Annotated in this window: 14 protein-coding genes and 1 tRNA gene; 10 read left to right on the top strand and 5 right to left on the bottom strand. The window is 68.6% G+C overall.

The genetic code is table 11. The features are described from left to right. Positions 1 to 2 precede the first annotated feature (2 nt). Both KHC24_RS24795 and KHC24_RS24790 read right to left on the bottom strand, forming a co-directional pair. The gene (locus tag KHC24_RS24795; RefSeq protein ID WP_213367087.1) at positions 3 to 893 is read right to left on the bottom strand and encodes a DUF6538 domain-containing protein; all 891 of its coding nucleotides are present in this window, start codon (positions 891 to 893) and stop codon (positions 3 to 5) included. 109 nt (positions 894 to 1,002) lie between these two features. Continuing rightward, positions 1,003 to 1,087: transfer RNA gene (locus KHC24_RS24790), tRNA-Leu, on the bottom strand. 280 nt (positions 1,088 to 1,367) lie between these two features. Here KHC24_RS24790 and KHC24_RS24785 point away from each other — a divergent pair. Continuing rightward, positions 1,368 to 2,393 carry a complex I NDUFA9 subunit family protein gene (locus KHC24_RS24785; RefSeq protein ID WP_213367085.1) on the top strand — a complete coding sequence of 342 codons (1,026 nt, stop codon included), beginning with the start codon at positions 1,368 to 1,370 and terminating at the stop codon, positions 2,391 to 2,393. A 72-nt stretch (positions 2,394 to 2,465) separates the two neighbouring features. On the opposite strand, the gene KHC24_RS24780 is transcribed toward KHC24_RS24785, so the two are convergent. Further along, positions 2,466 to 3,272, bottom strand: a complete 807-nt coding sequence (locus KHC24_RS24780; protein WP_213367083.1) for an undecaprenyl-diphosphate phosphatase — start codon at positions 3,270 to 3,272, stop codon at positions 2,466 to 2,468. Between the two features lie 253 nt (positions 3,273 to 3,525). Here KHC24_RS24780 and KHC24_RS24775 point away from each other — a divergent pair, with 253 nt between their 5' ends. The 6 genes from KHC24_RS24775 (at position 3,526) to pheT (ending at position 9,463) form a co-directional block, all read left to right on the top strand. After that, positions 3,526 to 4,383, top strand: a complete 858-nt coding sequence (locus tag KHC24_RS24775; protein WP_213367081.1) for an SH3 domain-containing protein — start codon at positions 3,526 to 3,528, stop codon at positions 4,381 to 4,383. 233 nt (positions 4,384 to 4,616) lie between these two features. After that, on the top strand, positions 4,617 to 4,817 hold the full coding sequence (rpmI, locus tag KHC24_RS24770; protein WP_213353165.1) for a 50S ribosomal protein L35: 201 nt from the start codon (positions 4,617 to 4,619) through the stop codon (positions 4,815 to 4,817). Positions 4,818 to 4,850: 33 nt separating this feature from the next. Next, positions 4,851 to 5,222 (top strand): 50S ribosomal protein L20, encoded by a 372-nt coding sequence (gene rplT / locus KHC24_RS24765; RefSeq protein ID WP_213367079.1) that lies wholly within the window; start codon positions 4,851 to 4,853, stop codon positions 5,220 to 5,222. 186 nt (positions 5,223 to 5,408) lie between these two features. Next, positions 5,409 to 6,509, top strand: coding sequence for a phenylalanine--tRNA ligase subunit alpha (pheS, locus tag KHC24_RS24760; RefSeq protein WP_444979314.1), 1,101 nt, complete (start codon positions 5,409 to 5,411; stop codon positions 6,507 to 6,509). Next, complete coding sequence (locus tag KHC24_RS24755; RefSeq protein ID WP_246547647.1) at positions 6,506 to 7,048, top strand: hypothetical protein; 543 nt, start codon at positions 6,506 to 6,508, stop codon at positions 7,046 to 7,048. The genes pheS and KHC24_RS24755 overlap by 4 nt, the downstream gene beginning before the upstream one ends. 9 nt (positions 7,049 to 7,057) lie before the next feature. Continuing rightward, a complete protein-coding gene (pheT, locus tag KHC24_RS24750; RefSeq protein WP_213367078.1) occupies positions 7,058 to 9,463 on the top strand; it encodes a phenylalanine--tRNA ligase subunit beta in 2,406 nt (801 codons plus the stop codon). Between the two features lie 289 nt (positions 9,464 to 9,752). On the opposite strand, the gene KHC24_RS24745 is transcribed toward pheT, so the two are convergent. Next, positions 9,753 to 11,093, bottom strand: a complete 1,341-nt coding sequence (locus KHC24_RS24745; protein ID WP_213367076.1) for a flavin monoamine oxidase family protein — start codon at positions 11,091 to 11,093, stop codon at positions 9,753 to 9,755. A gap of 246 nt (positions 11,094 to 11,339) precedes the next feature. On the opposite strand from KHC24_RS24745, the gene KHC24_RS24740 reads away from it, so the two are divergent. Further along, positions 11,340 to 12,008 (top strand): sulfate transporter family protein, encoded by a 669-nt coding sequence (locus tag KHC24_RS24740; protein WP_213367074.1) that lies wholly within the window; start codon positions 11,340 to 11,342, stop codon positions 12,006 to 12,008. Here the strand turns inward: KHC24_RS24740 and nth are convergent. Beyond that, positions 11,986 to 12,741, bottom strand: a complete 756-nt coding sequence (gene nth / locus KHC24_RS24735) for an endonuclease III (protein ID WP_309299326.1) — start codon at positions 12,739 to 12,741, stop codon at positions 11,986 to 11,988. The two genes, KHC24_RS24740 and nth, sit on opposite strands and share 23 nt — an antisense overlap. Positions 12,742 to 12,883: 142 nt before the next feature. On the opposite strand from nth, the gene KHC24_RS24730 reads away from it, so the two are divergent. After that, complete coding sequence (locus KHC24_RS24730) at positions 12,884 to 13,450, top strand: DUF2244 domain-containing protein (RefSeq protein ID WP_213367070.1); 567 nt, start codon at positions 12,884 to 12,886, stop codon at positions 13,448 to 13,450. 74 nt (positions 13,451 to 13,524) lie between these two features. Beyond that, a complete protein-coding gene (locus KHC24_RS24725) occupies positions 13,525 to 14,406 on the top strand; it encodes a methylated-DNA--[protein]-cysteine S-methyltransferase (RefSeq protein WP_213367068.1) in 882 nt (293 codons plus the stop codon). Positions 14,407 to 14,439: the final 33 nt, after the last annotated feature.

Genomic DNA, 14,439 nt, shown 5'->3' with positions numbered 1-14,439 from the left:
GTTCATCTCGCTGGCGCCATGATCTGGCTCAAATGAATGTCGATCCGACCTAGGCGAGCATCCTTGAGGCCCAGCACGTCCTCGGGCGTGATCCGGGAGGCATCGTCGTGCCCAACGTGATCTCTAAGGCGATCCATGGCGCTGCCATAGGCTTGATGCGTCTTGCGGGAGAGGCCCGCCGCCTGAGCCTCCTGCCACCAGCTATCCACGAGACCCCGCATAGAGACCGCCTTGCCGTCCTTGGGGGTCGTGGAGGGACGCTTGGGCTGACCCGTCCCCGTTGAGGCGGAAGCCTCCTCCCAAACCGGATAGCGGGCTGCAAGCTCGTCGGGACCGTAATCGAACTCGGACCTTCTCTGGAGCGTCGAGGCAGCATCTGCGATGGCGCGGCGCATGCCCTGCATCAGGGCCATCCGGCTCTGCTCGTCAATGATGAGCGCTTTCTCCGCGAGAAGCTCGTCAACGAAAGGGGCCATCTCCGCTTCCAAGAAAGCCGGATCATCGGCGGCCTTAGCCATGGCGTCTTGCAGCTTCTGCCACACGCCTCCCGAACCCGGATCATCCTCCCAGCGGGCCATCCCGGCGCGGTACCATTCGCCAGCAAGGGCTGTCACTTCGCGACGCGTGAGCTGCCGGGCGCCCTGCCGCAAACTGGCGTAGAGCCGCTGTAGGTGCGCCTCGGCTACCCCCGAGCGGCTTTTGGCGATGGCGGGATCACGGGTGCGGAGGGAGAATTTCACCTCGGCATTCCCCACCGTGGCAAACACGACGTGTTGGGGATCGGAGCCTTCAGCGGGGAAGCGGATAACGACAGAACGGCCATCCGCCTTGCCGACGACATCGGCAGGGACACGCTTTCGGAAGGCGATGAATGAGCTGTCCTTGCGGCGCATTGGCCGGGTCATCCTGAGAACCATGTGTACCGCCCGTGTGTACCGGTCGGCGCATCAGAAAGCCTGACTATCCAAGGTTCTCAGCAAAATCAACGCTCTAAGAGAGCGATGGTGCCCAGGAGAGGACTCGAACCTCCACGGTGTTACCCACTGGTACCTGAAACCAGCGCGTCTACCAATTCCGCCACCTGGGCACATGCCTTGCGGCACGGCGGCGACACATAGTCGGGGGACCTCCCGCTTGTCAACGAGGCAATCACATCAATAACGCTTCTCCTGTGGGGAATTTTCATCCACCCCTTCTCCCGACGGATCCTCGCCACCTCGCCGCGACAGGCCGGTGAGGTGTATGATGAGACCGATCGGCGCCGATGCGTGCAACCAGCGGCCGCGGCGCGGACGCTCGGTGCTGGACGCTGGCGCGGCGGCGCGCTAATCGTCTGGCATACACGATTTACGGGCCGGGAGAGCACCATGGTCGACGCCGCTACCTCCGATGACATGCCGCTTCCCGACGAGGCGGAACTGGAGGCGCGCTCCGCCCCCATGGAGCGCCTCGTCACCGTCTATGGCGGTTCCGGCTTCATCGGCCGCCACGTGGTGCGCTCGCTCGCCCGCATGGGCTGGCGGGTGCGCGTCGCCGTGCGCCGCCCGGATCTCGCCGGCCATCTCCAGCCGCTGGGCGCGGTCGGCCAGATCAACCCGGTGCAGGCCAATCTGCGCTACCCGGCGTCGGTGCTACGCGCCGCCGAAGGGGCGGAAGCCGTCATCAACCTCGTCGGCGTGCTGCACGAGGGCGGGCGCCAGAGTTTCGAAGCGGTGCATCATTTCGGTGCCAAGCAGGTGGCGCTGGCGGCGCGCGAAGTCGGGGCGCGGCTGATCCATGTCTCGGCCATCGGCGCCGATCCGCAATCCGGTTCGTCCTATGCCCGCACCAAGGCGGCGGGCGAGACCGCGGCCCGCGAAGCGGTGCCGGAGGCGGTGGTGTTCCGCCCCTCCATCGTGTTCGGCCCGGAAGACAATTTCTTCAACCGCTTCGCCGCGATGTCCCGCCTGGCGCCGGCGCTGCCGCTGATCGGCGGCGGCACCACCCGCTTCCAGCCGGTGTTCGTCGGCGACGTCGCCGCCGCGGTGGCCAAGGCGGTGGACGAGATCGCCAGGCCCGGCACCGTTTATGAACTCGGCGGCCCCGAAATCCTCACCTTCAAGCAGCTGATGGAAATCATGCTGAAGGAGATCGACCGCAAGCGCCTGCTGGTGCCGCTGCCGTTCGGCATCGCCGCGCTGCAGGCGCGGCTGCTGGAGCTGCTGCCCAACCCGCTGCTCACCCGCGACCAGGTGAAGCTGCTGGCGCATGACAATGTGGTCTCCGCCCAGGCGATCGCCGAGGGCCGCACGCTCGAAGGCCTCGGCATCCACCCGACCGCGCTGGGCGCGGTGCTGCCGGGCTATCTCTGGCGCTACCGCAAGGCCGGCCAGTTCACCCGCATCACCATCTGAGCCGTTTGCCTCCAACAAAAAGGCCGCCGGAGAGTGCTCCCCGGCGGCCTTTTTTCATGATGGCGTCGCGCGTCAGCCCACCAGCGCCAAGGCGATCAGCCCGACGCCGCCCACCGCGATGCGCCACCAGCCGAACGGCGTGAAGCCGTGCCGGGAAACGAAGGCGATAAGCGTGCGCACCACTGCCAGCGCCGCGATGAAGGCGGCGACGAAACCGACGCCGATGATGATGCCGTCATCCATCGAGAGGGCGTCGCGGTTCTTGTAGAGGTCGTAGGCGAAGGCCCCCGTCATGGTCGGCAAGGCGAGGAAGAAGGAAAACTCCGCCGCCGCCGGCTTGCCGACCCCGAGCAGCAGCCCGCCGACGATGGTGGAGCCGGAACGCGACACGCCCGGTACCATCGCCAGGCACTGGATAAAGCCGATCTTCAGCGTCAGCAGCGGCGGCAGCGCCATCGCATCGGTGTGGCGGGGGCGGATCTTCAGCGTGTCGACCCAGAGCAGCACGATGCCGCCGAGAATCAGCGTCACGCAGATCAACGCCGGCGATTCGAACAGCACCTGCTTGATGAAGCCGTGCGCCAGGGCGCCGATCACCGCCGCCGGCAGGAAGGCGATGAGGATGCCGAACACGAAATTGCGCGAGCGCGGGCTCGACGGCAGCGTGATCAGCACCTGCCAGAAGCGCTGGAAATACACGGTGACGATGGCGAGGATGGCGCCGAGCTGGATCAGCACCTCGAAGACCTTGCCCTGGCTCTCGAAGCCGAGGAAATGGCCGGCCAGCAGGATGTGGCCGGTGGAGGAAACCGGCAGGAATTCGGTGAAGCCTTCGAGAAGGCCGAGCAGGAACGCTTCGAGCAATGTGCCGAACGACATGAGGCAATCCGGTGAGTGACGGCGGAAGGAACGCCCGACGACCGCCGGTGACGACGGGCGAGGGCGAGGGGCGGAGGACGGCGAACCGGCGCATCCTGTCCGCTTCGCGCCCGTGGATCAACGTGACGCAGCGGCGGGAATTCACCATCGACGCCGCGTCGACACCGTGCCATCACGATTCTGCCTCACGAAGGTAATCCATTTCCCCCCGGGTCGGCGTTGTAGACGCGATGCAACGTCCTGGAGAATACGCATGAAACGTCTTTTGGCCGCACTGGGGGGCCTCATCGCCCTCACCGGCGTGGCATCCGCGCAGACGGGCGGTTTCGTCACCACCAATGTGAACCTGCGCGCCGGGCCGGGCACCGACTATCCGGCGGTGGTGGTGCTCGGTACCGGAACCCCGCTCACCATCTTCGGCTGCCTCGACAGCTATAGCTGGTGCGATGTCGACTGGCGCGGCTATCGCGGCTGGGTCGCTGCCGCCTATCTCGAATATGACTATCGCGGCCGACGGGTGGAATTCCCCAGCTACGCCCCGATGATCGGCGTGCCGATCATCGGTTTCAGCGTCGACAATTACTGGGGCCGCTACTACCGCGACCGGCCCTGGTACGGCGACCGCTACCGCTGGGGTTCGCCTCCCGGCCGGCGTCCCCCTCCGCCGCCCCAGGGCGGTGGCTGGTATGGCGGCCAGCCTCCGAGAGGGGACTGGAACGGGGGCGGCTGGAATGGCGGGCAACCTCCGCGTGGCGGCTGGAACGGCGGCCAACCCCCGAGAGGCGACTGGAACAATGGTCAGCCGCCGCGCGGCGGCTGGAATGGCGGCCAGCCTCCGAGAGGGGACTGGAATGGCGGACAGCCGCCACGCGGCAATGGCGGGAGCGGCCAGCCTCCGAGAGGAGACTGGAACGGTGGACAACCACCACGCGGCAATGGCGGCAATGGCGCGCCCCCGCAACAGGGACGCCCGCCGCAGCAGGCCCAGCCCTCCAATCCGCCGCAGCAGGCGCGCCCGCCGGGTCCGCCGCCGCAGATGGGCGAGCGCCCGGGCCCGCAGCGCAGCGACGATGGTTGCCCGCGCGTGCAGATGCAGAAGGGCCAGTGCTGACCGCCGCACGGCCAACTCGCCGCCTGGCGCGCGCAGCGGCACGGACGAATTCCCCCGCCCGTGCCGTCGCAATGCCTGACGGCTCTTGAAATGACGGGCCTGCTCCTGTATGGGGTGCGGCCTTGTTGAACCGCCCGGCCAATCAGGGCTGCCGTGGCGGTTCGGATGCTCACCATCAACAAAATGGCCGCGCGTGCCGCAAGGCGCGCATCGGGCCGCGGAGACCGAGCCAAATGCCCAAGATGAAGACCAAGTCCGGAGCGAAGAAGCGCTTCAAGCTCTCCGGAACCGGCAAGGTGATCATGGCCCAGGCAAATAAGCGCCATGGCATGATCAAGCGCACCAACAAGCAGATCCGGAACCAGCGTGGCACCTCCGTCATGGCTGAGCCGGATGCGGTGGTTGTCCGCAAGTATTTTCTGCCCAACGGCTGACGCCAGCCCTAGCCCGTACCAGGAGATAGTCCCATGGCCCGTGTTAAGCGCGGCGTAACCTCTCACGCCAAGCACAAGAAGGTGCTGAAGGCGGCGAAGGGTTATTTCGGCCGCCGCAAGAATACCATCCGTATCGCCAAGCAGGCCGTCGAGAAGGCGCAGCAATACGCCTATCGCGACCGTAAGGCGAAGAAGCGCAATTTCCGCGCCCTGTGGATCCAGCGCATCAACGCTGCGACCCGCGAGCTCGGCTTCACCTATGGTCGATTTATCGACGGTCTCGGCAAGGCCGGGATTGAGGTCGACCGCAAGGTGCTCTCGGATATCGCCATCCATGAGCCCGAGGCGTTCAAGGCGCTGGTTGAGCAGGCCAAGGCTGCTCTGGAACAGCCCGCCGCCGCCTGATCTCCCGCAACTGCCGGGACCGACATGCGAGGAGCCCCGCGCGCGAGCGCCGGGGCTTTTTGCGTTGATGCCCCCGCGCGCGTCGGTTTCGACCGCACCCGTTTCGACCCTCCCGCTTTGCGCCCGCATCGCGCCTCGCTATAAGCGCCGCGTCCGCTCCCTCCGAGCCACCGCCGAGGAAAGTTCATGTCCGCCGCTGCCCTGCCCGATCTTGCCGCGCTCGAAGCCGAGCTGACCGCCGGCGTATCCGCCGCCGGCGACGAAGCCGCCCTCGAAGCCGTCCGCGTCGCCGCCCTCGGCAAGAAGGGTTCGGTCTCCGAGCTGCTGAAGAGCCTCGGCGGCATGAGCCCGGACGAGCGCAAGACCGCCGGCCCGGCCATCAACGGCCTGCGCGACCGCCTCAACGCCGCGCTCGCCGAGCGCCGCACCGCGCTGAAGGCCGCGGCGCTGGCCAAGCGCCTGGAAACCGAGCGCGTCGATGTCACCCTCCCCGTGCGCGAGACGCCGGCCGAGCTCGGCCGCGTGCATCCGATCAGCCAGGTGATCGACGAACTCACCGCCATCTTCGCCGATATGGGCTTCTCGGTGGCCGAGGGACCGGACATCGAGGACGACTTCCACAATTTCACCGCGCTGAATTTCCCCGAGGGGCATCCGGCGCGCGAGATGCACGACACCTTCTACCTGCCGACCAAGGAAGACGGCTCGCGGATGGTGCTGCGCACCCACACCTCGCCGGTGCAGGTGCGCACCATGCTGGCGAACAAGCCGCCGATCCGCGTCATCTGCCCCGGCCGCACCTATCGCTCGGACAGTGACCAGACCCACACGCCGATGTTCCATCAGGTGGAAGGCCTCGTCATCGACAAGGGCTCGCATCTCGGCCACCTGAAATGGATCCTGCAGGAGTTCTGCAAGGCGTTCTTCGAGGTGGAGAACGTGACGATGCGGTTCCGCCCGTCCTTCTTCCCCTTCACCGAGCCGTCGATGGAAGTGGACATCCAGTGCGACCGCTCGCGCCCCGGCGAGATCCGCTTCGGCGAGGGCAATGACTGGCTGGAGATCCTCGGCTGCGGCATGGTGCACCCGAACGTCATCCGCAATTGCGGCCTCGACCCGGACGAGTACCAGGGCTTCGCCTGGGGCATGGGCATCGACCGCATCGCCATGCTGAAATACGGCATGCCGGACCTGCGCGCCTTCTTCGAGGCCGATGTCCGCTGGCTGTCGCATTACGGCTTCCGCCCGCTCGACTTCCCGACGCTGGCGGGTGGGCTCAGCGCATGAGCAAGGCACCGGACTGGTCCATCGAACGGCTGCGTGCGATGGAAACGCCTCAACTCAAGCAGCTGCTCGAGAATGCGACGAAGCGCGGCGTGTCCGACCTCGCCTCCCGCTGCGAGGACGTGCTCGCCGAGCGCCGGACCGAGGTGAAGCGCCCCGCTCCATCCTCCAGCCGGCGCCGCCCCGGCGATTTCGTCTCCGAGTTCCATTTCGTGTGCGAGAACGATCGCGGGGTCAGCGCCGACGGTGAGGGCTTTTTCTGGAGCGGATCGTGGGTCGTCTCGGAAAGCGACGTGATCAAGGGCATCCAGGAAGGTGCCCGGCTGGCTCTTCACCGCTCGCGAAACGAACCGTCCTACCGTCAGGGCAAGATCATCGACTACCGCCTGACGGACGGAGAGACGGTCAAGAAGCGAAACGCCGGCATTGAGTTTCTGGTCGCCGCGGATGCCGTCCCCCTGGCCTGGTTCGGCGACGGAACCGGCGAGAAGGGCTACAGATGGGCAAGTGAGGCCCTGAACAACAAACAGGCGGAACGGTAGGGCTCTCCCATGAAATTCACCCTCTCCTGGCTGCGCGAGCATCTCTCCGGCACCTACACGCTCGACGACGTCACCGGCGCGCTCAACCGCATCGGCTTCGAGGTCGAGGGCGTCGAGGACAAGGCGGCAAAGCTCAAGGGCTTCTCCATCGCCTATGTGATCTCCGCCGAAAAGCACCCCAACGCCGACAAGCTGCGCGTCTGCATGGTCGATACCGGGCAGGGCGAGCCGGTGCAGGTGGTGTGCGGCGCCCCCAATGCCCGCACCGGCATGAAGAGCGTGTTCTCGCCGCCCGGCACCTATATCCCCGGCAAGGACATCACCCTTGGCATCGGCTCGATTCGCGGCGTCGAGAGCCGCGGCATGCTGTGCTCGGCCGCCGAGCTCCAGCTCTCCGAGGACCATGACGGCATCATCGACCTGCCGGACGACGCCCCGGTCGGCGCCACCTATGTCGACTGGATCGGCGCCGGCGACCCGGTGATCGAGATCGCGGTGACGCCGAACCGCGCCGACGGCCTCGGCATTCACGGCCTCGCACGCGACCTCGCCGCCGCCGGCATCGGCACGCTGGTCGACGACGCGATCGTGCCGGTCGCCGGCAGCTTCCCCTGCCCGGTCACCGTGACCATCGCTGACGACGCGCCCTGCCCGGCCTTCGCGCTGCGGCTCATTCGCGGGGTGAAGAACGGCCCGTCGCCCGACTGGGTACAGGCGAAGCTGCGCGCCATCGGCCTGCGCCCGATCAATGCGCTGGTCGATGTGACCAACCTCCTCACCTTCGACCAGAACCGGCCGCTCCACGTCTTCGACGCCGGCAAGGTGCATGGCGATCTGGTCGTCCGCCGCGCGCGGGCCGGCGAGACGCTACTGGCGCTCGACGGCAAGACCTACGCGCTCGACGAGACCATGTGCGTGATCGCCGACGACAAGGCGGTGGAGTCGCTCGCCGGCATCATGGGCGGCGAGGAATCCGGCTGTGACGAGGCGACCGTCGACGTGCTGGTCGAATCGGCGCTGTGGGAGCCGATCAACATCGCCCAGACCGGCCGCAAGCTCGGCATTAATTCCGACGCCCGCTTCCGCTTCGAGCGCGGGGTCGATCCGGCCTTCACCGTACCGGGGTTAGAGCTCGCGACCAGGCTGATCCTGGAGTTCTGCGGCGGCGAGCCGTCCGAGGTGGCGCTGGCCGGCGCCATCCCGGACACCACGCGGACAATCGCCTTCCCGCTGACGCTCACCGAGAAGCTGGCCGGCCTCGTTGCCGATGATGCCGAGCAGGTCGGCGTGCTCACGCGGCTCGGCTTCAAGGTGTCGGGCACCAGCGGCACGGTCGGGGTGATCCCGCCCTCCTGGCGCGGCGATATCGAGGGCAAGGCCGATCTCGTCGAGGAAGTGGTGCGAATCATCGGTCTCGACCGGGTGCCGGCGACCCCCTTCCCGCGTGACGAGACCGCCCGCCAGCCGGTGCTCACCACGCTGCAACTGCGCACCCGCAAGGCCAAGCGCGCCCTCGCCGCCCGCGGGCTGGTCGAGGCCGTCACCTGGTCCTTCGTGCCGAAGGCCTCAGCCGAACTGTTCGGCGGCGGCCAGCCCGAGCTGGCGCTCGCCAATCCGATCGCCGCCGACCTCTCCGACATGCGCCCGAGCCTGCTGCCCGGGCTCATCCGCTCAGGCCAGGCCAATGCCGACCGCGGGACCGGCGATGCGGCGCTGTTCGAGGTCGGGCAGGTGTTCAAGGGCGACCGGCCGCAGGACCAGTTCATCTGCGCCACCGGCATCCGCCGCGCCTTCGCCAAGCCTTCAGGTGCCGGCCGTCACTGGTCGGGCAAGACGGCGCCGGTCGATGCCTTCGACGCCAAGGCGGACGCGCTCGCCGTGCTCGCCGCCTGCGGCGCGCCGGTGGCCAATCTGCAGATCAGCACGGATGCGCCTTCATGGTTCCATCCCGGCCGCTCCGGCAGCTTCCGCCTCGGTGCCAATGTCATCGGGCATTTCGGCGAGCTGCATCCGGCGCTGCTGGAAGCCCTCGACGTCGAAGGGCCGCTGGTCGGCTTCGAGATCGTGCTCGACAAGATCCCCGAGCCGAAGGCCAAGGCGACGCGGGTCAAGCCGTCCCTCGACCTCTCGTCCTTCCAGCCGGTGGAGCGCGACTTCGCCTTCGTGGTCGCGCGGGGCGTGAACGCCGGAGACATCGTCAAGGCGGTGGCTGGGGTCGATCGCAAGCTGATCACCGCGGTCAACGTGTTCGACGTCTATGAAGGGCCCGGCATCGACGCCGACAAGAAGTCGGTGGCGCTGTCGGTCACCCTGCAGCCGCGCGAGAAGACGCTGACCGACGCCGAGATCGAGGCGGTTGCCGGCAAGATCGTCGCCGATGTGACGAAGAAGACCGGCGCGACGCTGCGGGGCTGACCGAAGCCGCCGGCGAGGTCGTCTGCGAGATTGTCGCCTTTCTTATCCTCTCCCCGCCCGAACCCGGCTGTTGCCGGGTTCGGTTCCGGCAAGGTCGAAACCGGAAACATCCGGTTTCGACGGAGAGGCGGTCCGCGAAGCGGGTCGGTGAGGGGGGACGACATTGGGCAGCCAAGAAGCCCCCTCACCCCAGCCCTCTCCGCCACCATCGGATGTATCCGATGGTGGTCATGCCGAATGCCGACCTCGGCAACAGCCGCGTTCGGTGCGGGGAGAGGGGACTTCCGGTCTATGACGGGCCGCCGGTGAGGCGTATGGCGCGCTCGGCGGCGATCTCGCCGGAGTTCCAGGCGCCGGTGAGCGTGCCCCAGCCGGTCGGCGTGGTGTACTCGCCGGCGAAGACGATGCGGCCCAGCGGCGTGGCGAACAGGCTACGCTGCGCGCCCTGCCCCGGGGCCGCCACCGCCATGGCGCCGCGGATCAGCGGATCGGCGCTCCAGTTCGAGACCACCGCCTTGCCGAGCTCGCCAATGCTGAAGGCGCTGCGCATGAAGGCCTGCGCCACCTCCCGCGCCGCTGCTTCACCCGCGCCCCCCTCTCCCTTGCCGGAGAAGGCCCGCGCCGCCGCCGCGCCGAAGCGCAGGCTGTGCACGTCGCTGCCGCCGATGCGTGCGCGCAGCAGTGCCGGCGGGCCGCTGCCGAGCTGGGCCAGCACCGTCTCATTGTCGGCGAGCCGCAGCGGGTTGCCCGGCAACAGGAAAGCCACCTGCTCGATCGCCCCGGACGGGCAGCCGCGCAGGGCCAGCGCGAGGCGGGCGGGTAGCACCGGGTTGAAGCGGATGGCGCCGGAGGCCAGCACCGCCGCCGGCACGGCGAGAATGACCGTGCGCGCCCGGATCACGCTGCGCTCCCCCCGCAGGGACAGCGCGTAGAACCGCCCGGCATTGGTGATCTGCGTCACCGGCGCTTCGGCGCGCAGATTGGTCCAGGCCGCCAGCCGCTCCAGCATGGTGCCGACACCGAGCGTGCAGGTCACATCGTCCGGCGGCGGCCGGCGGCGGGCAAGATCGAGCGTCGACACCGCCGCCAGCGCCTGCCCGCAGCCGATCGGCCCGAGCACCGCCTCGACGCTCGCCGTCCATGGGCCGCGCGTGGTGACCAGCGACGCCGCCGGCCCGTCCTTGCCGGCATCGGCGGCGGCGAGCAGATCGCGCCGCACCCGGCCGAGGGCGAGGGCGAAGGCGTCGTAATCGCCCTCCGGCGCCTCGCGGCCGTCGACGAACAGCCGGGCCGACGCCGGAACCGCGACAAGCGGCAATCCGGCCTCCTCGGCGGCATCGGCCAGGGTGCCGTCCATGCGCGAGAACGCCACGGCCCCGAGATCGACCGCCGGCCCGAGAGCGGCGTCGGTGCGCGCCCGCCCGCCGACGCGCGCGGCGGCTTCCAGCAGCACATAGCTGCGCCCGGCGGCCGCGAGCTTGCGCGCCGCCGCGATCCCCGCCGCTCCGGCGCCGACGATCGCGACATCGACGCCGGTGCCGACGCTCTGCGCCAGCGCCGGAGCCGCCAGCGCCGCAGCGGAAAGGCCGGCGAGAAACGCACGGCGCGAAGGGCGAGGGAATCGGGTCATGCGGCGAAGACTCCGGCAACGGCCGTCACGCTAGCACGAGCCGCGCCCCGCCGGAACGCGCCGGAACGTGCCAGCCGGCGCCGGACGGAATCATGATTTGTTCGAGGGGAACGAATCGCGACCCGACTCGCGAAACGCGATTCGGCAAGCGAAAAATCGGCCGGCGGACGCTACGGAAGCCGCGCTACCCCTTTGAACCGGCGCTCGCCGTCATTAGGTACAGCCTACCTTCACTTGCGAGACGCCATGCTCCAGGACGCCGTCGCCGCCTTCGGGCGCACCTTCTCCCCGGCCTATCGCCGGGTGCTCATCCGCTCCGTGCTCATCGCCCTCGGCCTGCTCGCCGTGCTCGGCATCGGCGCGCATTGGGCGATGACCTATTTCGTGACGCTGCAATGGGGCTGGGCCGAGCTGACGCTCGACATACTGGCCGCGGTCGGCATCCTCATCGGCGCCGTCTTCCTGGTGCCGCCGGTGACCTCGCTGGTCGCCGGCCTGTTCCTCGACGAAGTCGCCGAGCGGGTGGAGGCGGAGGATTTCCCGGCCGATCCGCCCGGGCAGGCGCTGCCCTTCGTCCGCTCGCTGGCGATGACGCTGAAATTCTTCGGCGTGATGCTGGTGGTGAACCTGATCGCGCTGGCGCTGCTGCTGGTGCCCGGCGTCAACCTCGTGGTGTTCTACATCGCCAACGGCTATCTGCTCGGCCGCGAATATTTCCAGCTCGCCGCCATGCGCTTCCGCGGCGAAGCGGAGGCGGCCGAGCTGCGGCGCCGCTACGGCATCAGCATTTTCCTCGGCGGCTTGATCATCGCCGTCATGGTGTCGATCCCGATCCTCAACCTCGCCACCCCGGTCTTCGCCACCATCTTCATGGTGCGGCTGCACAAGCGGCTCACGCGACGGGGGACGGCGTAGGGGCAGGCGTTTTGGACGGCCAGCGGCACAGATCGGCGATCAGGCAGCGCCAGCATTCCGGCACCCGCGCCTTGCACACATAGCGTCCGTGCAGGATCAGCCAGTGATGCGCGTGCAGCTTGAAGCGGTCCGGGATCGCCCGCTCCAGCCCGAGCTCGACCTCGAGCGGATTCTTGCCGGCCGACAGCCCGGTGCGGTTGGCGACGCGGAACAGATGGGTGTCGACGGCGATGGTCGGCATCCCGAAGGCGATGTTGAGCACCACATTGGCGGTCTTGCGGCCGACGCCCGGCAGCGTCTCCAGCACGGCGCGATCCGCCGGCACCGCGCCGCCGAACTCCTCCACCAGCCGGCGCGACAGCGCCACCACGTTCTTGGCCTTGCCGCGATAGAGGCCAAGGGTGCGGATATGGCCGGCGACGCCCTCCTCGCCGAGCGCAACCATCGCCTGCGGCGTCGGCGCGGCGGCGAACAGGGTGCGCGTCGCCTTGTTCACCCCGACATCGGTCGCCTGCGCCGACAGCACCACCGCCACCAGCAAGGTGAAGGGATCGACGTAATCCAGCTCGCCCTTCGGCTCCGGATCGGCGGCCTCGAAGCGGGAAAACGCTTGCGCGACCTCCGCCGGTGTCCAGGGAGCGATATCGCGCCCGGCGAGCGCGGCGGCGGCATTGGCCACCGCCCGGCGGCGCTTTACGGCTTCGGGAGCCGACGCCGCCTCAGGTACTGGCACCGCACGCTTTCGCCCGGCGGCGGCAGGTGAGGCCGATGCCGAGGCGGGTTTCGCCACCGCCTTCGCAGCGAGCTTGCGCGGGGATTTCCGGGGCGGGGATTTGTTGTCGTCTCGAACCATTTGCGAGCTATAATGCCCGGCCATGAGCGCTGCCAAGGGCTTTACAGACAGCTTTGCCAACGGCCGGGCCGCCGGCTCCTTCGCCGGAGCCGAGGCGGCGGGCGAAGAGCCGACCCTCTTCCGGGTCCGCCTCGCGCCGCACCGCTCGCTCGACCAGCGCGGCTTCCGCATCGTGATGCTGATCGTCGCCGCGGTGAGCCTCGTCTGCGGCACCGCCTTCCTGATGATGGGCGCCTGGCCGGTGTTCGGGGTGTTCGGCCTCGATGTGCTCGCCATCTACATCGCCTTCCGCATGAGCTTCCGCTCCGCCCGCGCCCGCGAGGAGATCACGGTGACGCCGAGCCTGATCGAGGTGCGCAAGATCGATCCGCGCGGCACCGCCGACGAGGCGCGGATGAACCCGCTCTGGACCCGGCTCGACAAGGAGTTCCACGAGGATTACGGCCTGCAGCGCCTCAGCCTCACCTCGCGCGGCGCGCCGGTGGTGGTGGGCGGCTTTCTGCACACGCAGCAGCGCGAGGAACTGGCGCAGGGGCTCGACCGCGCGCTGGCGCAGGCCAAGCGCGGCGTGGTGCGGTCGCAGCCGTGAGCGAGGCCGCGTCGAAATCGGGTGGCCCCGTTGCGGCGCGTGTGTCCAGATGGGCAGAACAGGAGGACACTGCCGTGCTCGCGCCAACTCTGGAGAATGCCCGTCCGCTCGAAATCGCCGCGAACGACTACGAGACCGTCCGTCGCGCCGTCGAGTTCGTCAACCGCCGCTTCCGCGACCAGCCGGAAGTCGAGGAGATCGCCCGTGCCGCCGGCGTCGCGCCGCGCGCCCTTACCGATCTGTTCCGCCGCTGGTGCGGCCTCAGCCCCAAGGCCTTCCTGCAGGCGGTGACGCTGGACGCCGCCCGGCAGGTCCTGTCCGAATCCCACAATGTGCTGGAAGCCGCCTATGAGCTCGGCTTCTCCGGCCCCGGCCGGCTGCACGACCTGTTCGTGGTGCATGAATCGCTCTCGCCCGGCGAGTGGAAGACCGGCGCCGCCGGGCTGATCATCCGCTGGGGCTTCCATCCCTCGCCCTTCGGCCGGGCGCTCGCCATGGCGACGCCGCGCGGCCTGTGCGGCCTCGCCTTCGCCGACGAGGGCGGCGAGGACGAGGCGCTGGCCGACATGCGCCGGCGCTGGCCCAACGCCATCTATGTCGAGGATCCGCTGGCCACCGCGCCCTATGCCGCGCGCATCTTCGACCAGGAATGCTGGCGGCCGGACGATCCGCTGCGCATCGTGTTCATCGGCACCGATTTCGAGGTGCGGGTGTGGGAGACGCTGATGCGCATCCCGATGGGCCGCGCCACTACCTATTCCGCCATCGCCGGCCATATCGACCGGCCGAAGGCCGCGCGGGCCATCGGTGCGGCGGTGGGGAAGAACCCGATGTCCTTCGTGGTGCCCTGCCATCGCGTGCTCGGCAAGAGCGGCGATCTCACCGGCTATCACTGGGGCCTCACCCGCAAGCGCGCCATACTCGGCTGGGAAGCCGGGCAGGTCGGCGGGAAATAGGAGCTACGGCACACTATTTGGCGTGGAGCGATG

This window comes from Ancylobacter defluvii, assembly GCF_018390605.1.
Lineage (GTDB): Bacteria > Pseudomonadota > Alphaproteobacteria > Rhizobiales > Xanthobacteraceae > Ancylobacter > Ancylobacter defluvii.
Note: the sequence above shows the minus strand (reverse complement) of the source record. Positions and strands in the feature narration are given on the sequence as shown.